This is a genomic window from Pseudomonas capsici, from assembly GCF_017165765.1.
GTDB classification, from domain to species: domain Bacteria; phylum Pseudomonadota; class Gammaproteobacteria; order Pseudomonadales; family Pseudomonadaceae; genus Aquipseudomonas; species Aquipseudomonas capsici.
In genome coordinates this window covers 123,905-147,905 of the sequence record NZ_JAFGZD010000009.1, presented here as the reverse complement: position 1 = coordinate 147,905, position 24,001 = coordinate 123,905, and the positions used below count along the sequence as shown (strand labels likewise).

Annotated in this window: 23 protein-coding genes; 6 read left to right on the top strand and 17 right to left on the bottom strand. The window is 59.2% G+C overall.

All coding sequences use genetic code 11. The features are described 5' to 3' along the window. Nucleotides 1-50: 50 nt before the first annotated feature. Together JSY17_RS14730 and JSY17_RS14725 are read right to left on the bottom strand one after the other, a co-directional pair. Nucleotides 51-1,202 carry an acyl-CoA dehydrogenase family protein gene (locus JSY17_RS14730; protein ID WP_206402206.1) on the bottom strand — a complete coding sequence of 384 codons (1,152 nt, stop codon included), beginning with the start codon at nt 1,200-1,202 and terminating at the stop codon, nt 51-53. A 3-nt stretch (nt 1,203-1,205) separates the two neighbouring features. Beyond that, nucleotides 1,206-2,300, bottom strand: a complete 1,095-nt coding sequence (locus JSY17_RS14725; RefSeq protein WP_117183021.1) for an enoyl-CoA hydratase/isomerase family protein — start codon at nt 2,298-2,300, stop codon at nt 1,206-1,208. Nucleotides 2,301-2,500: 200 nt separating this feature from the next. On the opposite strand from JSY17_RS14725, the gene JSY17_RS14720 reads away from it, so the two are divergent. Together JSY17_RS14720 and JSY17_RS14715 are read left to right on the top strand one after the other, a co-directional pair. Continuing rightward, complete coding sequence (locus JSY17_RS14720; RefSeq protein ID WP_117186207.1) at nt 2,501-4,168, top strand: MFS transporter; 1,668 nt, start codon at nt 2,501-2,503, stop codon at nt 4,166-4,168. After that, entirely contained in the window at nt 4,165-5,349 is a 1,185-nt protein-coding gene (locus JSY17_RS14715; protein ID WP_122372596.1) for an HlyD family secretion protein, read from the top strand. The genes JSY17_RS14720 and JSY17_RS14715 overlap by 4 nt, the downstream gene beginning before the upstream one ends. Here the strand turns inward: JSY17_RS14715 and JSY17_RS14710 are convergent. The 5 genes from JSY17_RS14710 to JSY17_RS14690 form a co-directional block, all read right to left on the bottom strand. Then, nucleotides 5,343-6,359: a transporter gene (locus JSY17_RS14710; protein WP_117183018.1), complete on the bottom strand. Its 1,017-nt coding sequence runs from the start codon at nt 6,357-6,359 to the stop codon at nt 5,343-5,345. The genes JSY17_RS14715 and JSY17_RS14710 overlap by 7 nt on opposite strands. 110 nt (nt 6,360-6,469) lie before the next feature. Beyond that, nucleotides 6,470-7,291: an aldo/keto reductase gene (locus JSY17_RS14705; RefSeq protein WP_206402205.1), complete on the bottom strand. Its 822-nt coding sequence runs from the start codon at nt 7,289-7,291 to the stop codon at nt 6,470-6,472. A gap of 80 nt (nt 7,292-7,371) precedes the next feature. After that, entirely contained in the window at nt 7,372-9,003 is a 1,632-nt protein-coding gene (locus tag JSY17_RS14700) for a methyl-accepting chemotaxis protein (protein ID WP_122372597.1), read from the bottom strand. A gap of 384 nt (nt 9,004-9,387) precedes the next feature. Beyond that, nucleotides 9,388-9,993 carry a TetR/AcrR family transcriptional regulator gene (locus JSY17_RS14695; protein WP_200999197.1) on the bottom strand — a complete coding sequence of 202 codons (606 nt, stop codon included), beginning with the start codon at nt 9,991-9,993 and terminating at the stop codon, nt 9,388-9,390. A 211-nt stretch (nt 9,994-10,204) separates the two neighbouring features. Continuing rightward, on the bottom strand, nt 10,205-11,221 hold the full coding sequence (locus JSY17_RS14690; RefSeq protein WP_117183302.1) for a 1-aminocyclopropane-1-carboxylate deaminase: 1,017 nt from the start codon (nt 11,219-11,221) through the stop codon (nt 10,205-10,207). 164 nt (nt 11,222-11,385) lie between these two features. On the opposite strand from JSY17_RS14690, the gene JSY17_RS14685 reads away from it, so the two are divergent. Further along, the gene (locus JSY17_RS14685; protein ID WP_117183301.1) at nt 11,386-11,892 is read left to right on the top strand and encodes an Lrp/AsnC family transcriptional regulator; all 507 of its coding nucleotides are present in this window, start codon (nt 11,386-11,388) and stop codon (nt 11,890-11,892) included. Between the two features lie 6 nt (nt 11,893-11,898). On the opposite strand, the gene JSY17_RS14680 is transcribed toward JSY17_RS14685, so the two are convergent. Then, nucleotides 11,899-12,378 (bottom strand): transketolase, encoded by a 480-nt coding sequence (locus JSY17_RS14680; protein WP_206402204.1) that lies wholly within the window; start codon nt 12,376-12,378, stop codon nt 11,899-11,901. Between the two features lie 215 nt (nt 12,379-12,593). Between JSY17_RS14680 and JSY17_RS14675 the strand changes: the two genes are divergently transcribed. Further along, on the top strand, nt 12,594-13,502 hold the full coding sequence (locus tag JSY17_RS14675) for a DUF808 domain-containing protein (RefSeq protein WP_200999195.1): 909 nt from the start codon (nt 12,594-12,596) through the stop codon (nt 13,500-13,502). Here the strand turns inward: JSY17_RS14675 and JSY17_RS14670 are convergent. The 8 genes from JSY17_RS14670 to puuE all read right to left on the bottom strand — a co-directional run bounded on the left by JSY17_RS14670 (nt 13,432) and on the right by puuE (nt 20,928). Then, complete coding sequence (locus tag JSY17_RS14670) at nt 13,432-14,298, bottom strand: phosphatase PAP2 family protein (RefSeq protein WP_404823344.1); 867 nt, start codon at nt 14,296-14,298, stop codon at nt 13,432-13,434. The genes JSY17_RS14675 and JSY17_RS14670 overlap by 71 nt on opposite strands. Nucleotides 14,299-14,318: 20 nt before the next feature. Beyond that, a complete protein-coding gene (gene pmrG / locus JSY17_RS14665; RefSeq protein WP_206402202.1) occupies nt 14,319-15,008 on the bottom strand; it encodes a lipopolysaccharide core heptose(II)-phosphate phosphatase PmrG in 690 nt (229 codons plus the stop codon). A 153-nt stretch (nt 15,009-15,161) separates the two neighbouring features. Continuing rightward, nucleotides 15,162-15,947 (bottom strand): outer membrane protein OmpK, encoded by a 786-nt coding sequence (locus JSY17_RS14660; protein WP_117183295.1) that lies wholly within the window; start codon nt 15,945-15,947, stop codon nt 15,162-15,164. Nucleotides 15,948-16,411: 464 nt separating this feature from the next. Beyond that, nucleotides 16,412-17,707, bottom strand: coding sequence for a urate hydroxylase PuuD (locus tag JSY17_RS14655; RefSeq protein WP_117186215.1), 1,296 nt, complete (start codon nt 17,705-17,707; stop codon nt 16,412-16,414). A 40-nt stretch (nt 17,708-17,747) separates the two neighbouring features. After that, on the bottom strand, nt 17,748-18,251 hold the full coding sequence (locus tag JSY17_RS14650; RefSeq protein ID WP_201013184.1) for an ureidoglycolate lyase: 504 nt from the start codon (nt 18,249-18,251) through the stop codon (nt 17,748-17,750). A 193-nt stretch (nt 18,252-18,444) separates the two neighbouring features. Continuing rightward, a complete protein-coding gene (gene alc, locus JSY17_RS14645) occupies nt 18,445-19,440 on the bottom strand; it encodes an allantoicase (protein ID WP_206402201.1) in 996 nt (331 codons plus the stop codon). A 52-nt stretch (nt 19,441-19,492) separates the two neighbouring features. Continuing rightward, nucleotides 19,493-20,008: a 2-oxo-4-hydroxy-4-carboxy-5-ureidoimidazoline decarboxylase gene (gene uraD / locus JSY17_RS14640; protein WP_117183292.1), complete on the bottom strand. Its 516-nt coding sequence runs from the start codon at nt 20,006-20,008 to the stop codon at nt 19,493-19,495. Next, nucleotides 20,005-20,928, bottom strand: coding sequence for an allantoinase PuuE (puuE, locus tag JSY17_RS14635; RefSeq protein ID WP_206402200.1), 924 nt, complete (start codon nt 20,926-20,928; stop codon nt 20,005-20,007). The genes uraD and puuE overlap by 4 nt, the downstream gene beginning before the upstream one ends. A gap of 365 nt (nt 20,929-21,293) precedes the next feature. Here puuE and uraH point away from each other — a divergent pair, with 365 nt between their 5' ends. Together uraH and JSY17_RS14625 are read left to right on the top strand one after the other, a co-directional pair. Continuing rightward, nucleotides 21,294-21,647 carry a hydroxyisourate hydrolase gene (gene uraH / locus JSY17_RS14630; RefSeq protein ID WP_117183290.1) on the top strand — a complete coding sequence of 118 codons (354 nt, stop codon included), beginning with the start codon at nt 21,294-21,296 and terminating at the stop codon, nt 21,645-21,647. A gap of 105 nt (nt 21,648-21,752) precedes the next feature. Beyond that, nucleotides 21,753-22,508: a GntR family transcriptional regulator gene (locus JSY17_RS14625; RefSeq protein ID WP_117183289.1), complete on the top strand. Its 756-nt coding sequence runs from the start codon at nt 21,753-21,755 to the stop codon at nt 22,506-22,508. Nucleotides 22,509-22,675: 167 nt separating this feature from the next. On the opposite strand, the gene guaD is transcribed toward JSY17_RS14625, so the two are convergent. Beyond that, nucleotides 22,676-23,995, bottom strand: a complete 1,320-nt coding sequence (gene guaD, locus JSY17_RS14620; protein ID WP_206402199.1) for a guanine deaminase — start codon at nt 23,993-23,995, stop codon at nt 22,676-22,678. Nucleotides 23,996-24,001 lie beyond the last annotated feature (6 nt).

Here is a 24,001-nt window from a genome sequence, read left to right as displayed (position 1 = left end):
GGCTTGCGGGGGCGTGCAGGACTCGCCCCCGGATGCCCCTGGCACTGTGCCTAGGTCAGATAGTGGCGCAGCTCTCGTGCAATCAGCAGGCGTTGAATTTCGCTTGAGCCTTCGTAGATCTGAGTGATGCGGGCATCACGGTAATAGCGTTCGACGGGGTAGTCTTCCAGATAACCGTATCCGCCATGAACCTGTATCGCTCTGGAGCAGACCCACTCGGCCATCTCCGAGGCGAACAGTTTTGCCTGCGAGGCTTCGGACAGGCATGCAAGGCCTGCGCTACGCAGGCGGGCGGCATGCAGGACCAGCAGCCGTGCGGCATTGATGCGGGTGTGCATGTCGGCGAGCATGTTGGACACACTCTGGTGCTCGATGATCGGCTTATCGAACTGTACACGCTCGCGGGCATAGCCCAGCGCGGCCTCGAACGCTGCGCGGGCGATACCCAGTGCCTGCGCTGCAATGCCGATGCGTCCGCCTTCGAGGTTGGAGAGGGCAATGGCCAGACCCTTGCCTCGTTCACCCAACAGGTTGGCTGCTGGAATCCGGCAGTTATCGAGGGTCACGGCGCAGGTGTCTGAGGCTCGAATCCCCATCTTGTGCTCACTGTGATCAACCACAAAACCCGCGTTGTCGGTCGGCACCAGAAAGGCCGACAGGCCTTTCTTGCCGAGGTCGGGATCTGTGACGGCAAACACGATCGCCAGATGGGCGCGCTTGCCATTGCTGACGAACTGCTTGGCGCCGTTGATGACCCAGTGATCGCCCTGCAGCTCGGCCCGGGTGCGCAGGTTATGGGCTTCGGAACCGGCATGGGGTTCGGTCAGGCAGAAACAGCCGATGGCCTTGCCGCTGGCCAGTTTCGCCAGCCAGGTCTGTTTCTGTTCTTCATTGCCATAATTGAGGATCGGCCCGCAGCCCACCGAACTGTGCACGCTCATCAGCGTGCCGGTGGCGGCATCGGCCGCCGAGATCTCTTCGACCGCCAGGGCATAGGCCACGTAATCGAGATAGGTACCGCCCCATTGTTCGGGGACGATCATGCCCAGCAAACCCAGATCCCCGAGCTTTTCGACCAGGGCATCGTCTATCCAGCCAGCCTTTTCCCAGGTCTGCGCATGAGGGGCGATTTCATTGCGGGCGAAATCCCGCGCCATGTCGCGGATCATCACCTGCTCTTCGCTCAGTTCGATGTCGTGCATGACCTACACCTCCAGACTGCTGAAGAAACGCTGCACATGCCCGGCGTCCAGCGCCTGCACGCTGGGAGGGTTCCACTGCGGCTTGCGGTCCTTGTCGATGATCAGGGCACGTACGCCTTCGATCAGATCGCCATGCTCGAACCACAGACGATCCAGGTGCAGTTCCATGGCAAAGCAGGCTTGCAGGGACAGATGCCGACCGCGTCGGATCATTTCCAGCGTCACAGCCATGGCCAGGGGCGAGTGGCTGTGCATCAGGTCGGCGGTGTTCAAGGCCCATTGATGAGTGTCGGCGATGGTCACCTGCTGCAACTGTTCGATGATGCCGGGCAGGTCCGGCAAACCGAAGAAGTGGTCGATGGCCGGTCGCAGGGCTTCCAGCGGGGGAGAGGGCAGGCGCTGGGTGCCCAGCTTGGCCATGGCTCCCTGCAGATCCTTGAGGGGAGTGGATTTCCATTTCAGGTGATCGAGCATGTGGTCCAGTCGAGGCAGCATGCTGCTGTTCATGGACCAGTCGGCAAGGCCGCAGTACAGGGCATCGGCTGCCTCGATCTGCACGCCGCTGATTCCCAGGTAGGTCCCCAGCTCGCCGGGTATGCGAGACAGGAAATAACTGCCGCCTACATCCGGGAAATAGCCGATGGCCACTTCCGGCATGCCCAGCCGGCTACGCTCGGTCACCACCCGCAGATCGGCACCCTGCACCAGTCCCATGCCGCCGCCCAGCACCAGGCCATCCATCAGGGCCAGCACCGGTTTGCGGTAAGCGTGGATCGTCAGATCCAGGGCATATTCCTCGACGAAGAATGTCTGGTGCTGGCTCTGACCACTCTTGTAGGTTTCATACAGGGAGCGGATGTCACCGCCGGCACAGAACGCCCTGTCGCCTGCACCGCGCAATACCACGGCATATATCTGGGGATCTTCGGCCCAGACATCGAGCTGGCGCTGCAGGGTGCGGATCATGTCCAGATCGATGGCGTTCAGGCTGGCGGGGCGATTGAGGGTGAGATGGCCGATATGATTGCGGACCTCCACCAGAATCGGCTTCTGACTGGGCTTGCGAACCGAGAGAGCGGGTGACACCTGTGAACTCATTCTGAACTCCTTGTTCGTTTGCTCTTCTTCTACTTATTATTTTTAGCGTGAAGCAGATCCTAACAGCGCCAATGAGCAAAGCAAAATTGCGCTTAAGCATAGACTGAAGTGGCGATTTTCCAGCGTTTGTCCGGACCTTTCGCGAATAAATTTGCTCTGTGTAGGAGCGAATTCATTCGCGAACCCCCAGAAAGGAATTCATGAACGACAAATACGCTCCCCGCCAGTGGCAGCCCCACGAGCGGCCGACCATGCCGGGCTCGCCGTCCACGCCTCTGCATCCCACGCGCAAGCGCTGGGCCTTTGCGCTGGTCGGCGTGATCGTTGCCCTGACCGGTGGCCTGGGCAATGCGCTGGTGGTGGCCAATCTGCCTTATCTGCAAGGCGCACTGGGCGCAACTTCGGCGGACATCGCCTGGTTGCCGGCGGCCTATGTCATGACCAACGTGTCGATGAACCTGTTGCTGGTGAAGTTTCGCCAGCAATTCGGCCTGCGTGCCTTTACCGAACTGTTTCTGGTGCTCTATTCGCTGGTGACCCTGGCCCACCTGTTCGTCAATGACATCGAGTCGGCGGTGGCGGTGCGTGCAGCCCATGGCATGGTGGGCGCTGCGCTCAGCACCCTGGGGCTGTATTACATGATCCAGGCTTTCCCCCAGAAATGGCGGCTCAAGGCGCTGGTGCTCGGGCTGGGGACCGCCCAACTGGCGACGCCGCTGGCGCGTCTGGTGTCCGAAGACCTGTTGCAGATTGCCGAGTGGCGAGGCCTGTACCTGTTCGAACTGGGCATGGCCCTGCTTTCGCTGGGTTGCGTGCTGCTGCTCAAGCTGCCGCCGGGTGATCGCTTCAAGGCATTTGAAAAGCTCGATTTCCTGACCTTCAGCCTGCTGGCCAGCGGTTTCGCCCTGTTGTGCGCGGTGCTGTCGCTGGGGCGTATCGAGTGGTGGCTGGAAGAGCCCTGGATAGGCATTGCATCGGCTGCTTCCATCGTCTTGATCTGTGCGGGGCTGGCCATCGAGCACAACCGCAGCAACCCGTTGCTGATTACCCGTTGGCTGGGCAGTGGCGCAATCCTGCGTCTGGGGTTGGCAGTGATCCTGTTTCGCATCGTGCTGTCGGAGCAGTCCACCGGGGCTGTGGGTTTTCTGCAGACCCTGAACATGGGCAGCGAGCAGTTGCATACCCTTTATCTGGTCATGCTGCTGGGCAGCATTGCCGGTCTGGTCGTCAGCGCCTTGACCATCGATCCGGCGCACCTGATCAAGCCGCTGCTGATTTCCCTGGCCATGATGGCGGTGGGTGCCTGGATGGACAGTGGCTCCACCAGTCTGACCCGGCAATCGAACATGTACTTCAGCCAGTTCCTGCTGGCCTTCGGCGGGACGTTTTTTCTGGGGCCGACTCTGGTACTGGGCATCAGCGGTGTCATCGCCAACCCGCGCAATATGGTGAGTTTTTCTGTTCTGTTCGGGATCACCCAGAATATCGGCGGGTTGATCGGTGCTGCTGTTCTGGGCACGTTCCAGGTCATGCGCGAGAAGTTTCATTCCAGCCATCTGGTCGAACACCTGACCCTGATCGATCCGCTGGTGCAGTCCCGTCTGCAAAGCGCTGCTGCCGGTTACGCCTCGACCATTGCCGACCCCGCACTGCGCACGACCCAGGGCATCCGCTCGCTGTCGACCCTGGCCACACGCGAAGCCAATGTCCTGGCCTATAACGATGTCTTCATGCTGATTGCTGTGATCGCCGTCCTGACGATGATCTGGATTTCAGCCCGCGTACTGTGGCTGAAGATGACGACCCAGCCTATTGCATCGCCAATCACACCACCTTCCGTCCCCAGCCGTGGCGCCACCTCTTCATGAATGAACCGAACCAGCCTGACAAAGCATCATCCCGCACTGAAGACAACGATGAGTCCATTCAGGCCCCCGATACGCCACCGCCGCCACCGGTGACCACGCCGCCCACCAGCGAGCCGCGCTCGAGGCGCAAGCGCATCATTTCGTCGGCGATCTTTGCCGGTATTGCCCTGGCGGGTGTCCTGATCGTGCTGTACGCCTGGGAGCTGCCACCGTTCACCAGCCCGATCCAGAGCACCGAAAATGCCCAGGTGCGTGGCCAGACAACCCTCATTGGTCCGCAATTGAGCGGCTACGTGCATGAAGTGCCGGTCCAGGACTTCCAGTTCGTCAAGGCCGGTGACTTGCTGGTGCGCCTGGATGACCGCATCTACCGGCAAAATCTGGAACGGGCCGTGGCGCAACTGGCGGTGCAGAAAGCCTCGCTGGCCAATAACCTGCAACAACGGCGCAGTGCCGAGGCGACCATCGGCCAGCGCCAGGCCGCGTTGCAGAGCAGCATCGCCCAGAGCAACAAGAGCGCAGCAGACCTGCGCCGCAATCAGGCACTGGTGACGGACGGCTCGGTATCGCGCAGCGAACTGGACGTGACCCGCGCCGCCGATGCCCAGGCCATTGCGGCAGTGGCTGAAGCCAGGGCCGCATTGCAGATCGCCCGGGAAGACCTGCAGACCGTGATCATCAATCGCGATTCGCTGCAGGCCTCGGTGGAAAATGCGCAGGCTGCCATCGAACTGGCACGCATCGACCTGGACAATACCCGCATCCTGGCGCCTCGCGACGGGCAATTGGGGCAGATCGGCGTGCGTCTGGGGGCTTATGTGAACTCGGGTGCCCAATTGATGGCGCTGGTCCCCAACCGGTTGTGGATCATCGCCAACATGAAGGAAACCCAGATGGCCAATGTGCGCCTCGGCCAGTCGGTGAGCTTTACCGTCGATGCTCTGAACAACGTCCGGCTTACAGGACGTGTTCAGCGTATATCGCCTGCCGCCGGTTCGGAATTCAGCCTGCTGCCTGCCGATAACGCCACAGGCAACTTTGTGAAGATCTCCCAGCGCATACCGGTACGCATCATCGTCGACCCCGATCAGCCAGAGGCCGAACGCCTGAGGCCGGGAATGTCGGTGGTGGTCAGTATCGATACTCAATCCGAAGGCGAGGTGCCAGCGGACCCTCAGTAATCCCCACGCTTGCGAAACGCCCAGCGTCCGGCAATCAGGGTAAAGGTCGCGACCAGCGCCACCAGTATCCAGAAGCCTTCCGGGTCGGTGGCCAGCGGGATGCCGCCGACATTCATGCCGAAGAAACCGGCGACGATGTTGATGGGCAGGGCCAGCACCGTGACCACGGTCAGGGTGAAGAGGGTACGACTGCTTTGTTCGTTGAGGTTGGCAGCGATTTCTTCCTGCAACAGCTTGATGCGCTCGCCCAGGGCTGTCAGGTCGCTGATGACCAGGGCCGACTCCTCCGTGGATTGACGCAGGGCCTGCATGTCTTCTTCGCGCAGCCAGTGCGGCGGGCGGTGCAGCAGGCGCATCAGCGAACCGGGCTCCAGCGCCAGCAGTCGTTGCAGGCGTACCAGCACCCGGCGCATGGCCCCGAGTTCCGAGCGGTTGTTGCTCAGGCGCTGGGACAGCAACTGGTCTTCGATCCTGTCGACGCTGATGCTGGTCTTGCGCAGAAACTGGGTCAGTACTTCGCCCTGATCGCTCAGCAAGTGAGCCAGCAACTCCAGCGGCGAGTGGAACTGTTCGCCACGCTTGACCGCGGAACGCAGTTTGTCGACCGAGCGCAAGGGTTGCAGGCGTGCGGTGATCAGCATATGGCTGCGTGTGCAGACCCACAGGGTCGAGATATCGGTCGACAGCATGTTGAAGTCGAACACCACATCGTTGACCACGGCCAGCAGGGCCGAGTCGATATGCTCGATCCGGGTCGAGCGCGAGCCTTCGTTCAGCGCCTCGAAAAACTCTTCCGGCAGTTCCAGATGGGTCTTCATCCAGCGCTCGCAGGCCGCGTGGGACAGGTTCAGGTGCAGCCAGATGAAATCGTCGTTGTCCGGGGGGCTTTGCAGGTAATCCATGACGGCGGCAGAGTCGATTTCCCGACCCCGCTCGCCCGGACAGAAGCGAAATCCATAAAGCAGGCCGAAAAGGTCTGAATCCTGATGACGCGCAATGCTGTGGTTCATGGCTTTCCACGTGCAAGCCTGCCCGGAGCGGGGAGGTCAAGCGCGCATCATGACAAGCCGTCATTACATATTTGTGACGGAATGTTGCGGGCTGTTTCCAGGTTTGACGCCTAGACCATTGCCAATGGGCGCTTGCGTGTCGGAACCGGCCAGGCCCGGTCCAGATCGGCCAGATCCTGAGCCGTCAGGACGATTTTTTCAGCCTCGGCATTGAGGCGTATGTGCTCGGGATTGGTTGCCTTGGGAATGGCGATCATGTTCGGTTGGCGCAGCACCCAGGCCAGGCTGATCTGTGCCGGTGTGGCGCTGTGACGATTGGCGACTTCGTGCAGGGCAGGGTGGTAGAGCAGGTCGCCCGCCTGGCCGATCGGGCAGTACGCCATGAGCGGCAAATGCCGGTCGTTGGCCCAGGGCAGCAGGTCGAACTCGATGCCACGCTGCTCGGGGTTGTACAGCACCTGATTGGTGGCGCAGCGTGGGTTGTCCAGTTCCATCATGTTCGATACATCGAAATTGGAGACGCCCCAACTGCCGATCTTGCCAGCCTCGCGCAGGCGCTCGAAAGCCTCGACGGTTTCGCCCAGCGGGTATTCGCCCGGCCAGTGCAGCAGATAAAGATCGATGTAGTCGGTGTTCATCCGCCGCAGGCTGGCTTCACAGGCCTTGGGGATGCCCTGGCGGCTGGCGTTGAACGGGTAGACCTTGCTGACCACGAACACCTTGTCGCGTTGTCCGGCAATGGCTTGCCTGACCACTTCTTCGGCGCCGCCGTCGGCATACATCTCGGCGGTGTCGATCAAGGTCATGCCCTGTTCGATGCCCATGCACAGCGCGGCGATTTCCGCCGAGCGCTGATGACTGACTTCACCCATATGCCAGGTGCCCTGACCCAGCACCGGGACGCTTTGACCTGCCAGTTCCAGCGTGCGCATACGACCCCCTGCAATAAATGGACAGGCCTCAGGCAACAAAGGCTGCACGAGGTTCCGTGCAGCCTGTCGAACATCGCGAGTTAAACGCGGAATTGTTTCAGCAAACCATTCAACTGTTCGCTCAAGCCCCGCAGATGCTGGCTGGCAGCGGTGGACTGCTCGGCCGCAAGAGCCGTGCCCTGGGAGAGTTGCGCGGCCTGAGTGACGTTCTGGTTGATGTCGTCGACCACATGGGATTGCTGCAAGGTAGCGCTGGCAATCGAGGCATTGAGGCTGTTGAGGTTGCGCAAGGCCTGGCTGATGGAGGTCAGGCTCTGGCCGGCCTGATTGGCCTGCTCGATGGTCAGTTGCGAGGAACGGCTGCTGTCGCCGATCACCTTGACTGCGGCGTCGGAGTGGCGCTGCAGACGTTCGATCATGCCCTGGATCTCGGCCGTGGACTTCTGGGTCCGCTGAGCCAGCAGGCGTACCTCGTCGGCCACCACGGCAAAGCCACGACCCTGTTCTCCGGCCCGGGCCGCTTCAATGGCTGCGTTGAGGGCCAGCAGGTTGGTCTGTTCGGCAATCGAGCTGATGACCTCCAGTACGCCACCAATCTGCGTGCTTTCGCTGGCCAGGGTCTGCATCACTTCCACGGCCTGGCCGATGGTGCCCGACAGATGATCGATCTGGCGCAGGCTGTTATCGATGTTCACCTGACCCTGCTGAGCCTGAGACTCGGCATCGCGCATTTCGCTGGCGGCGTGTTCGGCGTTCTTGGCCACGTCCTGCACGCCATACGTCACCTCATTGACGGCGGTTGCCACCAGATCCATTTGCTGGGACTGTTGCTGGCTGCGTGCCTGAGCCTGCTCGGCACTGTTGCCCAGATCGGTAGAGGCCTGACCCAGATCCACCGCCGAAGACTGCAACTGCATGACCACGTTGCGCAGCTTGGCGGTAAAGGCATTGAAATGCTTGCCCAGTTCGGTGATTTCATCGTGGCCCTGGGTTTCCAGGGTGCGGGTCAGGTCGCTTTCCCCGCTGGCGATATTGGCCATGGCACTGACCGTCAGGCGCAAAGGCAGAACGATGCTGCGCAGAATCAGGGTTACCAGCAGCGCCAAGACCAGCACAATGCCGACACTGAACATGATGGCCTGCCACATCTGTTGTTTGAACTCGGCAGCCACATCATCGACGTACACGCCCGAGCCGATGATCCAGCCCCATGGCTGGAACAACTGCACATAAGACGTCTTCTTCACGGGTTCGCTGGCACCCGGTTTTGGCCAGCGGTAGTGAATCAGCCCGGCCCCCTTGCTCTTGGCCACGGCCACCATTTCGTTGAACAGCGCAAAACCGTCCGGGTCTTTCACGCCCGACAGATCCTGGCCATCGAGCTTGGGGTTGGCGGGGTGCATGACCATCACCGGGCGCAGATCGTTGATCCAGAAATAGTCGTTCTGGCCGTAACGCAGGGCTTTGATGGTGTTGAGAGCCTGCTGTTGCGCGGCTTCGCGGGTGAGGGTGCCAGCGGCTTCCAGCCCCTGGTAGTAATTCAGAATACCGCTGGCTGTCTGGACCACATGTGTGGTTTTCTCGGCCTTGGCCATATAAAGATCATCATGAATCTGCTTGAGCATGGCGGCCGCAAGCACAAAAAGCATGAGCACAGAGACAATGAGAATCAGCCAGAGACGGCGGCTGATGGATAAGCTGCGCATATTCATGATGTTCACCCTAATTCGTTGTTTTTTCTTTTTTTATGAGTCATCAGGCAGATCCTTGCGCTGACTCTCAACTTTATCTTCATGATGTCGGCGTAACATGACTAAATCTGAGACAACAGTCACGTTTTTTTAGACGTCGGCTGCATATAGCCAAATGCTTACACCAACAGGCGCAATTGGCTCTATGCCGGGCATCATCGCAAATGTAGGATCCAATTCAACAACTGCAGCGAAGGATCGATGCAGCGATAAGGGAAGATCGGCCATTGCCAGGAGGCTACTGACAGGATGTCGGGATGGTATTGTGTGCAAAACGACCCGCTTCGGCGGGTTTTTTGCTTTCTGGATCAAACTGCCGGGAGCACCGCCTGATTCCCTCGCACCTCAATCCAGCTCACACCCCTTGAGCACCAGCCTCAGAATGGTCCGGGTCGCCGCTTCGTAATCATCGTCTTCAAGCCTGTCCTTGCCGGTAACCGTCGATATCTGCCAGTCGAAGTCGGCATAGGTCTGGGTCGCGGCCCAGATGGTGAACATCAGGTGGTGAGGGTCCAGAGGTGCAATCTGTCCGCTGTCGATCCAGGCCTGGATGCACTCGATATTGTGCCGGGCCTGACCGTTCAACTGCTCGATCTGCTCGGATGTCAGGTGGGGCGCGCCGTGCATGATCTCGCTGGCAAACACTTTCGAGGCGAAGGGCAGGTCGCGGGATATGCGCATTTTCGAGCGGATATAGCTGCTCAGTACTTCAGTGGGGACGCCCAGGGGATTGAAAGGTGTCGAGGCCTGCAGGATTGGCCCGATGATGCTTTCCAGCACCTCGCGATAGAGGTTGTCCTTGGACTTGAAGTAGTAATAGACGTTGGGTTTGGGCAGCCCGGCCCTGGCCGCGATATCGCCGGTCTTGGTGGCGGCGAACCCCTTTTCGGCGAACTCTTCGCTGGCCGCGCGCAGGATCAGTTCTTTGTTGCGCTCGCGAATACTGCTCATGACCGGATTCCTGCACGGCGGGCGCGCATGGTAGCACCGGCTTCGCGCAAGGCTCAATGCCGAGGCCTTGTGTGATCAAGAGGCTGGTTTACCCGTGGGAGGGGCCTTGGCCGCGACGACCTGTGAAGGCAATACATCTTCAGTGCACTTCACACAGCTGTCGCGGCCAAGGCCCCTCCCACAAGTAAGTATGTCTCGCCATTAAGTCCGATCAGCCATCCTTGAACAGGAAGCTGTAGGCATTGAGTGCCGGTACGCCGCCCAGGTGTGCGTAAAGCACTTTCGAACCCTCGGGGAATTCGCCGTTGCGGACCATGTCGATCATGCCGTGCATGGATTTGCCTTCGTAGACCGGGTCGGTCAGCACGCCTTCCAGACGGGCGCAGGTGCGGATTGCATCCAGGGTGCCTTCGTTGGGCAGGCCGTATTCCGGGTAGGCGTAACGGGTATCGAGCACTACGTCGTCGGCAGTGATTTCACGGCCCAGTTCCACCAGCTTTGCGGTGTTCTGGGCAATGCGCAGTACCTGTTCGCGGGTCTGATCCGGTTTGGCCGAAGCATCGATACCGATGACCCGTTGTGCGCGGCCATCGGCGGCGAAGCCCACCACCATTCCCGCATGGGTGCTACCGGTGACCGAGCAGACGACGATGTAATCGAACTTGAAGCCCAGTTCTTCTTCCTGCTGGCGCACCTCATCGGCGAAACGCACGAAGCCCAGGCCGCCATAAGGGTGTTCCGAACAACCTGCCGGAATCGGGAACGGCTTGCCGCCATTGTCGACCACATCGGCCATGGCCTTTTCCCAGCTCGGGCGAATGCCGATATCGAAGCCTGCCGAATCCAGGCGCACATCGGCACCCATGATCCGCGACATCTCGATATTGCCCACACGGTCGTATACCGCATCGGAGTAGTTCACCCAGTTTTCCTGGACCAGCACGCACTTCATGCCCAGGTGTGCGGCAACGGCTGCCACCTGGCGGGTCTGGTTGGACTGGATACCGCCGATGGACACCAGCGTGTCATAGCCGCCCTCGATGGCTTCCGGAATGAGGTATTCCAGCTTGCGCGTCTTGTTCCCGCCGAATGCCAGGCCGCTGTTGCAGTCTTCGCGTTTGGCATACAGCTCGACCTTGCCACCCAGATGCTCGCTCAGCCGCTTGAGCGGTGTAATGGGCGAAGGGCCGAAGGTCAGGGGATAGCGCTTGAATTTGCTCAGGTTCATATCGAGTCTCCATGGGAAGAAGTATCCAGCGCGTCATCAACGTGCTTGCGATGGATTCATCATAGAAAATCGCTCGATAATCGTGGTTGCAAAGAATTGTCTATTTAGGAAATGAAAGTTAGTCTCGGATAACTGAAAACTAATTTAATTTCTAAAAAATACCTATGAAAGCAATAAATGAACGCAGCAAGAAGCCGGATGCCGCGCTCGCACCGCTGCTGGACAGAATCGACCGGGCCATCCTCAAGACCCTGCAGCGCGATGCGTCCATTTCCAATGTGGCGTTGGCCGAAAAGGTCAAATTGAGCGCGCCGGCCTGTCTGAGGCGTGTCGAACGGCTCAAGGAAGCGGGCGTCATAAAAGGCGTGGTTGCCTTGCTCAACAGCGAAGCGCTGGATGCGGGGATGGTGGTACTGATTGGCGTGGTACTGGATCGCTCGACCCCTGAGTCATTCGCCCAGTTCGAGGAGGCGGCGCAGAAGGTCTCCGGCTGCATGGAGTTTCATGTGGTGACCGGCGAGTTCGACTATTTCATGTTGCTGCGCACCAAAGACAGCCAGAGCTTCAACCGACTGCATGCCGAGCAGTTGCTGTATCTGCCGGGCGTCAGACAGATCCGCTCCTTCATGGGGTTGCGTCAGGTGCTGTCCACCACTCAGATCCCGATGTAGGCAGGCTCAATAGGGCGACATGAAATGATCCTGCAGGTAGTTCTTCACCAGATGCCGGGTCGCCGCGAGGATTTCTTCTACCTGTGAGTCCATCGAGGCTTTGGACGGGGTCTGTTCCTCCAGCTTCTCCAGCTCAAAGAAGTGCAGCTTGTGCCCGCACACCGAACCCAGCCAGGACAGATGCGCCCGATGGCTGGCTTCCACATCCAGCAGATGGCAGGTCTTGGGGATTGAACTCAACAAGCCATTGGCTTCGCAGTTCGAAGGCTTTTGCGCACTGAAGGCACGGTTTTCAGCGTCGAGCCATTCTTCTTCCAGTTGGGTCGATTGCCTGATGACCAGATAGGCCACCTGTTCCCAGTCACTGATTTCGGTATTGAGCGTATCGATGAGGTATTGAGGCAGGTCTGCATTGGAAACGATGATGACGCCCGTCTCTTGAGAGGTCGGTTTCAACCACTGTGCGCGTTGCGAATCGATATGCATGACAGCCCCTTGTTGTAGGTATCGCGATCAATAGCCCGACGTCCCGATGCAACACTTGCGCCACAAGCCCGGGGCGGGGCGCTGATCGCTTGAGCGAGTGCATTAAACGTTAGCGGATTGTGCCGGTCAGACACTGATTGGCGGGGTGTATGTGCCATGCCTTGTGATTCAATAAGCACCGTTTTTGTTTTTCCAATTGTTAAAGGATATTGATTGTGGCTGCTGGAAGCTTGCTGACCCTGCTCGATGACATCGCAACCCTGCTCGACGATGTGGCACTGGCCACCAAAAAGACGGCAGGTGTGCTGGGGGATGACCTGGCCCTCAATGCGCAACAAGTCACGGGCGTTTCGGCCGATCGTGAGTTGCCGGTGGTCTGGGCGGTGGCCAAGGGTTCTTTGCTCAACAAGGCGATTCTGGTGCCTGCGGCGTTGCTGATCAGTGCCTTTGCGCCCTGGGCGATCCTGCCTCTGTTGATGATTGGCGGTGCCTACCTGTGTTTCGAGGGGGCCGAGAAGATTGCCCATAAGTGGCTGCATGCCGACGCCGGGCACGAGCAGGAAGAGCGCAAACAGGCCGTGGGCAATGCTTCCACGGACATGGTGGCCTTCGAGAAGGAACGGATCAAAGGCGCCATCCGCACGGACTTCATCCTTTCGGCGGAAATCATCGTTCTGGCGCTGGGTGTGGTTTCAAGTCGTCCGTTTCTGGATCAGGTGGGCGTACTGGTGATAGTTGCCGTGCTGATTACCGTGGGTGTCTACGGGCTGGTGGCGGGTATCGTCAAGCTCGATGACCTGGGCCTGCATCTGAAAAAGAGCGCCAGTTCTGCTTCGCAAAGCATCGGTAACGGGCTGCTCTGGCTGGCCCCTGTGCTGATGAAAGCGCTGTCGATCCTCGGCACCGCCGCCATGTTCATGGTCGGCGGTGGCATTCTGGTACATGGCCTGCCGTTCGCCCATCACTGGGTCGAAGGCATTACCGAAAGCGCGGCCAGTGCTGTCGGTGGTTTCTCCATGGTGGTGCCGACTCTGCTGGATGCCGTTGCAGGCATCATTGCCGGAGCGGCATTGGTGGTAGTGGTGACGCTGGCGGGCAAGGTCTGGAAGTCGGCTCGGGGCTGAGCGGATCGTTGCCCGGCTCAAGCGATGCCTGAAGTGCTGGTCGCCCGTAGAAGCACAGGGCGGTCAGCAGCATCGTCAGCCAGACCAGAATGCCGGACCAGAAGGTGTGAGACATGAAGTGCCAGCCTTGCAGGACCCGTGTGGTGCCGTACACCATGCCCAGCAGCAGAACCCAGCCCAGCAACTTGCGGGCATGTCGCCAGCGGTAGCGGCGGGCGACGAAATACAACGCCAGCAGGGTAAAACCGCTTGAGGCGTGGCCACCCGGCCAGCAGCGTCCCTTTCCGGCTTCATGCAGCAGGTTGAAGTTCTCGAACCATTCGGTCTTTTCCTGAATTCCGCCATACAGGGTCGTTTCAACCGGACAGTAAACACTGGTGTGGCTTTTCAGGTAATGCACCATGGCCGTGGTGATCGCGAAGGCAACCACAACGAAGATTAAGTCACGGCGGTGATGAGCAAGAAACCTGAACGCCGTGACGAGACGAAGTTTCTCCAGAACTGCCATCAGGCGCTGATTTTTTGCGGCCTGCAATAGAGGCCACACAAAGGAAAGCGCCGTCCCCGTGATTGCCAGTTCACCTGTCCAGTTCGGAATGATCCGTGGCCAGCGATGGGTCAGGTTTTCAAAAAGCCGGTCGTGCTGAAACGGAAAGGCCTGGGTCACAGGGTTGTACAACAGGTTGCTGAGGGTGACATCCAGGTTGGTCAGGTCGAAGACGCTAAAGACCAGAACTGCCAGCAATAGCGGCAGGCCGACATTCATCAAGTAGAAGCGTTGTCTGGAAGTATTCACGTACCGGATTTCCTGGTGGCTTATGGATGTTGCGGTATGACGGACTTCCAGTCCTGAGCATCGAGAAAGCCCAGAATCCTGGCGCTTTTATCCTTGGGGTCAATGGTCACGAACAGGGCGCTGCCATAAGCGGGTACGGTGCGTGCCGAGATGTTCAGAGATTTTTCCAACTGGTTGAAACACTCGCTGTGAGTGATCAGCACCATGTTTCGCTGGTCGACTTTGTGTTGCTGCATGTCTTCCAGCATGGTGCGGCGGCAGTTGAACAGCCAGTCCTGAGGGATGCTTGCGCCTTTGAACGCAAAGCTTGCGGTCTGGGCCGTGCGCAGCAGGGGACTGTTGAAAATGTTCGTGTGGCTCAGATCCAGGGCTCTGAACGAATTGCCCAGTTCCTGAGCGACGAGCTGGCCTTTGCGGGTAATGCCATCGGGTGGGCCAAGGCAGGGATTGGTCGAGTGATCGCAACGCTCGGCATGACGCACCAGCACGACCAGATCACCCTTGGCCCAGTGATCGAGAATGCCGGCCCTGCGCAGGTTGTGGCCTTGTGAAAGGTCGAGTGGGCCAGAAGGCATCAACATCCGGGAACCCAGCCACAGAGCCACCAGCATCAGCGGCAACAGCCAGAGCAGTTTAGGGTAGTGGGTAAGGTTTCTGTAGCCGGCGTGACTGGCAATGGCCAGTTGGTTGTATAGCGATTGGGTATTCAAGGCGGTCGCCGTCACAAGGGGAGGACTGGACCGAAGATTAGGCTGCGACAGGTCAATGACCGGTCAACGATATGTGAAAAAACAATTGGGCAAGAAATTCTTCAACGCTGGCGAGGCGGCACCGCAGTGCAGCCTCGCCGGTGGCTGCTGTGATCAGAAGAACACTTTGACCAGCAGGCTTGCGGTGTTCTGGTCGGTATCGAAGGAGGATGTGTCCTTGATGCCGTACTTGTTGCTCCAGTAGTCGTACTCGATACCGACGTAGAGTTTTTTCTCGGGGAAGTTCAGCGCCTTGCCCAGGTCATATTTGATCTGCGGGTTGATGTGCAGGTTGGCGTGGTAGGTGCCGCGGGAGGTCTTGTCGTTGTCCACGACCCAGTCGATGAAGCCGTCGATCACCACATCGGACTTGCCCGCCGGGATGGTGTAGGACCATACAGGCGTGATCTGCCATACGCCGTCACCCGGACGATTGCCTTCGGTCTGGCGCTGGTAGAAGTTCAGCTGGAAGTAATCGAAGCCGGGGATGTTCAGATCGAAGCCCGGACCGATCAGGTACGACTCGTTATCGCCTTCGCCGAACTCGTAGGTTGCCGCCAGCAGCACGTCCGAAATGGGGCCAAGCTCAAACTTCTGGCCGAAGATCTTGCCCATCGACAGGCGTGGCGAGAACTCGCCGTAATAAGTGTTCGGGCCGCTGTTCGCGTCTTTCTTGCCGTTGTAGAAGATCTTGTCGACGAAGAAGAAGTTGTCGCCGTACTTCCAGGCATCCGCATGTTCGAAGGTGAAAGTCTGTTGTATTTCCGGGTTGACCGTGAAGTCCCGACCATTGAGATAAGTCAGGCTGTTGCTCTGCCACTGCAACAGATCGCCGGCTGTGGCCGAGCCTGCGGCCAGCAGACTACCGGCCAGTAACAGGCTGGAAAAAGTGCGGTTCATGCGGGTGCTCCCTTGAGATCGATAGTGGTTTCGAGGTCGGCGTTCTATGAGTGACGCCGTTTCTCTGGTTGTAATAAATTGTCTGCGTGGTCAGCTTCGTGATTTAGCAAAAGCTGAGCCAACCCTTGTGAAAAAGCCGCGCCGATACCTGAAACGCTCGGCAATGGCCGGTTTCTGATGATTCTTCCGGTGGGCAGGACCTGACTGAGCGGACAATTTCAGCTGCAGCCTGGCAATTGGCGGCTTTTAAAGCGGCGGCGGAGAATACTGGGTGGCGAGTGTCAGCTCAAGTGCTCCAGTGCGGAGCATGAGCGGCGAAAGTGGGGCGTTTTTCGCTTCTGAGGTCATAAATGACTTTGGGGGAGGCAGCTTGCTGGCGACTTCAGCGTACGACGCAGAATATCTGCCAGTTTCAGGTCTTTTTCGCCAGCAAGCTGCCTCCCTCAAGTGTTGGGCATTGCCTTTCAACGCAGATTCGCCCCCTGATCGATCCAGGCACCCAGCATGTCCCGTTCTTGCTGGGTCATCTGGGTGATGTTGCCCAGAGGCATGATCGGGGCGGTGATGGCCTGGGCCTTGATGCGCGGTGCAAGTAGCTGGATCTGTTCTGGCGTATCGAACATCACGCCCGCAGGCGCGGTGCTGAACAGGTTGCTGGTGGGGTTGGCCGAATGGCAGACAGTGCAGCGTTGCTTGATGACTTCATGAACCTTGTCGAACGCTATCCCGGCCACCTTGGGCGTTTCTGCGGGGGCGGGTGCCGCAACCGGTTCGGGGCGTTTTTCGTCGGCCCTGTAGCCGCCCACGGCGGTGCCGGGTAATGGCTGATATTCGATTTTCGCCGCTGCATCATGAGCCTTCTGCGGTTGCGACGGCCCGGTGACATAGGCCAGGCACAGCATGCCCAGCGCCGCAAATGGCAAGGTCCAGAAGAACCGGTGGCTGTCATGCCGGGTATTGAAGTAATGACGCACCAGCACGGCCAGCAAGGCAATCGCCGCCAGGATCAGCCAGTTGTACTGGCTGCCATAGGTACTGGGGAAATGGTTGCTGATCATGATGAACAGCACCGGCAGGGTGAAGTAGTTATTGTGCCGTGAACGCAGCAGGCCTTTTGCAGGCAGGGCCGGGTCCGGCGTGCGGTTCTCGGCGATGGCCGCCACCAGTGCGCGCTGGGCGGGCATGATGATGCGGAACACGTTGCCGACCATGATGGTGCCCATGATGGCACCCACATGCAGATAGGCCCCACGACCGCTGAACACCTGGCTCAGGGCAAAGGCTGCCGCCACCAGCAGCACGAACAGGACTACACCCAGCAGTGCAGGACGTTTGCCCAGGGCCGAGTCGCACAGAAAGCTGTAGACGAACCAGCCGACAAACAGGGAACCGAGGCCGATATGCACGCCGGCGGCAGGCGAAAGGCTGCTGCCCGGCGCCAGCAGATACAGGGTCGGGTTGGCGTAGAACACCACACACAGCAGCGCGACCCCGGACAGCCAGGTCGAATAGGCCTCCCATTTGAACCAGTGCAGGTTCTCGGGCATGGTCGGTGGCGCGAGCTTGTACTTTTCCAGGTGATAGATGCCGCCACCGTGGATTGCCCAGAGGTCTCCGGAAAGACCCTCACGGGGATTGGAGCGGTTGAGGTTGTTTTCCAGCCAGACAAAGTAGAAAGACGCGCCGATCCAGGCCACGCCCACAATCATGTGAATCCAGCGCACGCCCAGATTCAGCCATTCCATCAGATGTGCCAGCATGGTATTTCCTTAATCCCCAGTCTGGATGTCGGGGACCTTCCTATTGGTTGGGATCGAGCACCATCAACTGGCTCTCTTCAAAATAATGCTCATCGCAGTTATTGCCGGTTCCACTGCGATCAACCACCAGGAAGTCATCCCGCTTTTCGATCGTCAGCACCGGGTGGTGCCAGACGCCGCGATGGTAATTGATGCCCTGCCTGCCATTGGAAACGAAGGCGCGGGTCAGCTCCGAGTCAGGTGCATCGCCAAGTGGCGCGACCACGATCAGAAAAGGATTGCCGAGCAGCGGTATGAACGCCTGGCTGCCCAGCGGATGGCGCTCCAGCATGGCAATGGTCAATGGCATGTCCAGCGCCTCGGCGCGGAAGATGCTGATGATTGCCTTGTCGTCGGGCGAAGCGGTCTGCACCTCGGCCAGACGATGAAAGCGCTGGGTCGAGCCATTGTTGATCATGAAGTGCGCACTGCCATCGGTTTCGATCACGTCACCGAACGGTGCAAAGGCTTCCTTGGTCAATGGCTCGATAATCAGTTTGCGCATGACAGTCTCTCTGGACCCGTGGGGGTAATGCCGTTCAGTCAAGGCATAACAAAACTTGTGGGAGGCAGTTGGCTGGCGACTTCGCGTACAGACGTAGATATCTGCCGGTTTTCAGGCCTTTTCGCCAGCAAGCTGCCTCCCACAAAGTGATTCATGACCTTAGCTGATCAGCATTCGCTACGGGGTTGTGTGTTTATTTGGTTATTTTGCCCAGGACCCGCAAGCGGCTCACGCCACCATCGGGAAATACGTTCAGGCGGATATGGGTGATCGGGCCGATGGCCTTGATCTGCTCGGCGAACTCATGTTCGGCGTGCATGCTCAGTTTCTGGCTGGGCAGCAGTTCGCGCCAGAACAGGCTCTGGGTTTCGATCTGGCTGTCGGTGCCGCCTTTGACGAAGGCGCCCTGGATCGAGCAACTGTCCGGGTAGTTGCCCTTGAAGTGCAGCGTATCGACGATCACTCGCTCCACTTCGCCCGGATGCCCCAGAGCGACGATCACCCAGTCGTTGCCCGGTGTGCGGCGGCGCGCGGTTTCCCAGCCGTCGCCCATGTTCACGCCACGGCCCGGATTGAGAATGTTGCTCATGCTGCCGTAGTGTTCGTCGGAGCAGGCAATCGCACGGCCACCATTGAGGGCTGCAACCAGATCGATCTGCTCGTCCTCCTTGACTTCGGACCAGTCACGGAAGGGAATGCCGTGCACACGCAGACGCGCCACACCGCCATCGGGGTAGATGTTGAAACGCAGATGACTGAACGCCTGATCGTTGCTGATTGCGTGGTAGTGATGGCTGTTGCCTTGCAGCTCGACCGAAGGCAGCACCTCGACCCATTGAGTGTTTTCGTCCGGCTCGCCCGAGGCCAGGAAGCAGGCTTCCAGAGAGGCCGAAGGCGGGAAGTTGCCGGTAAAGAACGAGGTGTCGATATCCACGCCCTTGATGGTGCCCGCCACGCCCAGGCGGATCACCGCGCTGTCATAGCCTTCGAAACGCTTGCGCCGCGACTCCCAGCCGTCCATCCATTTGCCGTTGTCATCGAACACGCCTTCTTTCCAGACTGCCGGAGTAGGCTGGAACAGGCGGTTGGCATCGGCGAACCAGTCATCGGTGACGGACAGGACTTTGGTCCCCAGGCGTGCGTCGGCCAGATTGACGAACTTCTCGAACGGTGCGGCGTAAACTTTCATTCTTTTTGTCTGCCTTTCTCAATGGGCTTGGAAGGAACGGGCTGGGTAGTGTCTACAGGGTCAGCAAGCGAAACAGGGCAATCTTGTTGATCTCGGCCAGCGCGCAGGCGAACTCGGCGTCGGCCGAGTGATGAATGCGCTGCTCGAAGGCCGCCAGGATCTTGTGCCGGTCGCTTCCCTTGACCGCCATGATGAACGGGAAGCCGAACCTGGCCTTGTAGGCCTGATTCAACTCGGTAAAACGCTGGAACTCTTCGGCTGTGCATTGATGAATGCCGGCACCTGCCTGTTCGCTGGTGCTGGCTTCGGTCAGTTCACCCTGGATGGCGGCTTTGCCGGCCAGATCCGGGTGAGCGTTGATCAGCGCCAGTTGCCGGTCATGATCGGCAGCGAGCAGGATCTCGCTCATGCGTGCATGCAGGTTTTCGACCTCATCCAGCTCGGGGCTCAGGCCCAGGTCGAAAGCCTTTTCGGCGACCCAGGGCGAGTGCTCGTAGATGTCGGCAAAGGCCGCAACGAAAGCTTCGCGGCTCAGGGACGAAGGTGTCAGTGTCTGGAACTGGCTCATTGCGCGGCCTTGAACGGATGTCGGGTGTGCCAGTGCCGCGCGATATCGACACGCCGTGTGAACCAGACCTGCTCGTGACTCCTGGCGTATTCGATAAAACGCTTGAGCGCGGCGAGGCGGGCAGGGCGGCCGATCAGGCGGCAATGCAGACCGATGGAAAGCATTTTCGGCGCTTCGGCACCTTCTTCGTACAGAACGTCGAAAGCATCCTTGAGGTACTGGAAAAACTGCTCGCCATTGTTGAAGCCCTGCACCTGGGTGAAGCGCATGTCATTGGTGTCCAGCGTGTAGGGAATCACCAGATGCGGCTTGCCGGTGGGGGTGTTCGGCTCCCAGTAGGGCAGATCATCGTCATAGGTATCGCAGTCGTAGAGAAAGCCGCCTTCCTCCATCACCAGGCGCCGGGTATTCGGGCCGGTGCGGCCGGTGTACCAGCCCAGCGGGCGTTCGCCGGTGATTTCGGTGAGGATACGGATAGCCTGGAGCATGTGTTCGCGCTCCTGGGCTTCATCCATGTACTGGTAGTCGATCCAGCGATAGCCGTGGCTGCAGATTTCATGGCCGTCGGCGACCATGGCGCGGATCACGTCCGGGTGACGCTGGGCAGCCATGGCCACGGCAAAGATGGTCAGCGGGATATCGAACTGTTTGAACAGCTTGAGGATGCGCCAGACACCGGCGCGGCTGCCGTATTCGTACAGCGACTCCATGCTCATGTTGCGCTGGCCTTGCAGCGGTTGGGCCGCGACCATTTCCGAGAGGAAGGCTTCGGACTCCTTGTCGCCATGCAGTATGTTGCGCTCGCCGCCTTCTTCGTAATTGAGCACGAAAGAGAGCGCGATGCGGGCATTGCCCGGCCAGTGAGGGTGGGGCGGATTGCTGCCGTAACCGATCAGGTCCCGTGGATAGTCAGCGCTCACAGCAGGCTTCCTTTATGTGCGTGAAGTCAGGGTGCGGTACAAGCCTGGCGGCATCACCGCGTTGCACGGATTGTATACAAAGTAATATCAAAACTGTAACCCCGCATATGACGCAGGTCGATAGCAATTTTCATGCAATAAACTTGCCTGACTGGTCAGCTTAAAGGTAAAAACCTCAATGCTTTCCTTTGCTTCAGTGTTTTCGGTATTAAAGCTGCACTGACAAATTCTGCGAGTGGCGGCTGCCGGTTTTATTGTGTACAAGTTTTTTGAAAAGTGTCTTAATCGATCACTGTTCAAGCCGGGCAAGCACCTTGATGGTGCATCATGCCTGTAATCCAGACATTCAACGAGGTGCAGAATCAATGGGACGGTTAACCACGCATGTGCTGGACGCCGCGCACGGTTGCCCCGGCAATGGCATCCATGTCGAACTGTATCGGGTTGAAGGCGAGCGCCTGGAGCGTGTGGCTACGGCGGTGACCAACAGCGACGGTCGTTGCGATGCACCGCTGTTGCAGGGTGACGAATACCGCTCGGGTGTCTACCAATTGCAGTTTCATGCCGGCGATTACTACCGCGCACGGGGCGTGACCCTGTCTGAGCCGGCCTTTCTCGATGTGGTGGTGCTGCGCTTCGGGATCGATGCGGCGCAGGAGCACTATCATGTACCGCTGCTGGTTTCGCCCTACAGCTACTCGACCTATCGTGGCAGTTGATGGTCGCCCGCGAGCTGCCCCCGCGGAGCAAGGTACGCCCTTGTGGTGGCGCACTGTGTACAATGCGCCCGTCCTACGCCGTAAACCACTTGCGCACGAGTGCCCATGAACGAACAGTCCCTGCCCCTGAAGAAACAGCCACGCGTGGCCAAGTCAGCGCGTAACGCAACCCAGGACGATATTGTCTATGCACATATCTTCGAGGTGATTCTCGAGCAGCGTCTGGCGCCGGGCACCAAGCTGAGCGAAGAGGCACTGGGCGAAATCTTTGGCGTCAGTCGCACCATCATTCGTCGCGCCCTGTCGCGGCTGGCCCATGAAGGTGTGGTGCTGCTGCGACCCAATCGCGGAGCCGTGGTCGCCAGCCCCAGTGTCGAAGAAGCGCGCCAGGTATTCTTTGCCCGGCGCATGGTGGAAAAGGCCATTACCGAACTGGCGGTCGAACACGCCACTGCCGAGCAACTGGCCGAATTGCGGCAGATGGTCAGCGACGAGCGCGACAGCTTTGCCAGAGGGGACCGTGGCGCGGGTATCCGTCTGTCCGGCGAGTTCCACCTGCAACTGGCCGTTGCCGCGAAGAATGCACCTTTGATCAGCTTTCAGCGCAGCCTGGTTTCGCAGACCTCATTGATCATCGCCCAATACGAAAACGGCAACCGCACCCATTGTTCCTACGATGAACACGCCCGCTTGATCGACGCCATCGAAGCGCGTGACGCCGCGCTGGCCGTGGAATTGATGATGCATCACATGGACCACATCGACAGCAAGCTCAACCTCGACGACGAGGGCGCATCCGATGACCTGCATGCGGTGTTTTCGCACCTGATGCAGGGTAAGAAGAAGTCGGGCAAGGCGTAACAGTCAAGGCGTACATGCCTGTGTGAGGGGCTTTGGCCGCGACGACCTGCTTGAACAGAGGACACATTTTCAGCACGCTTCACATTGCTGTCGCGGCCAAGGCCTCTCCCACGAGTTATGAGCCCATAGCCTTAGAGGAGCGGATCTATCCGCGAAAAGGCCAGCCATCACCCCTCTCGCTCGTGCACCAACTCCCCGGCCGCCCAGGTCTGTCGAACCGTGCGGTCATCCCCCAGAGTCATCAGCACGAACAGGATTTCGGCAATGTCCCTGGCTTGCTTCAGCCGATAAGCCAGCAGTGGCGTGGCGTTGTAATCCAGTACCAGAAAATCCGCTTCATTGCCGGGCTTCAGGCTGCCGATCCGGTCATCCAGTCGCAGCGCCCGTGCGCCGCCCAATGTCGCCAGATACAGCGATTTGAAAGGGCTGAGCCTCGCGCCCTGCATCTGCATGACCTTATAGGCTTCGTTGAGGGTCTGCAGGATCGAGAAGCTGGTGCCGCCGCCCACGTCGGTGCCTAGCCCGACGTTGATTCCGTGCCTTTCAGCCTTCGGCAGATCGAACAGGCCACTGCCCAGAAACAGGTTGGAGGTCGGACAGAACGCAATGGCCGAGCCGGTTTCTGCCAGCCGTGCACACTGCTCGTCGCACAGGTGTACGCCATGGGCGAATACCGAGCGTTCGCCCAGCAACTGGAAATGGTCGTACACATCCAGATAATTCTTGCGCTCCGGGAACAGGGCCTTGACCCATTCGATTTCCTGCAGGTTTTCGCTGATATGCGTCTGCATGTACAGATCTGGATACTCGCTCAGCAGTTTACCGGCCAGGGTCAGTTGCTCCGGTGTGCTGGTGGGCGCGAAACGTGGTGTTACGGCGTAGCTCAGACGGCCTTCACCGTGCCAGCGCTCGATCAGGGCCTTGCTGTCCGTATAGCCGGACTCGGCGGTATCCACCAGATAGTCAGGTGCGTTGCGGTCCATCAGCACCTTGCCGGCGATCATGCGCAGGTTCAGTTGCCGGGCGGCGCTGAACAGGGCTTCTACCGACTCCTTGTGTACGCTGCCGAAAACCAGAGCCGTGGTGGTGCCGTTACGCAGCAGTTCCTTGAGGAAGATATCCGCCACTTCGGCGGCATGGGCCGGGTCGGCGAACTGACGTTCACAAGGGAAGGTGTAAGTGTCGAGCCAGTCCAGCAACTGCTCGCCATAGGAGCCGATCATGCCGGTTTGTGGCAGGTGAATATGGGTGTCGATAAAGCCCGGAGTAATCAGCGCGTCCTGATACTCGATCAATTCCACATCGCTGCCCAGGGTATCCAGCAGATCGGCAGCATGGCCTACGGCCTTGATCCTGCCGTCTTCGATCAGCAGCAGGCCGTCGGCGAAATATTCGCAGGAGTTTTCGACGCCCACTTCGGCGGGGTCGGCAAGGCTGTGCACGATGCTGGCGCGGTAGGCTTTTCTGTTACTTGAAACGAGGGTCATGGGCAT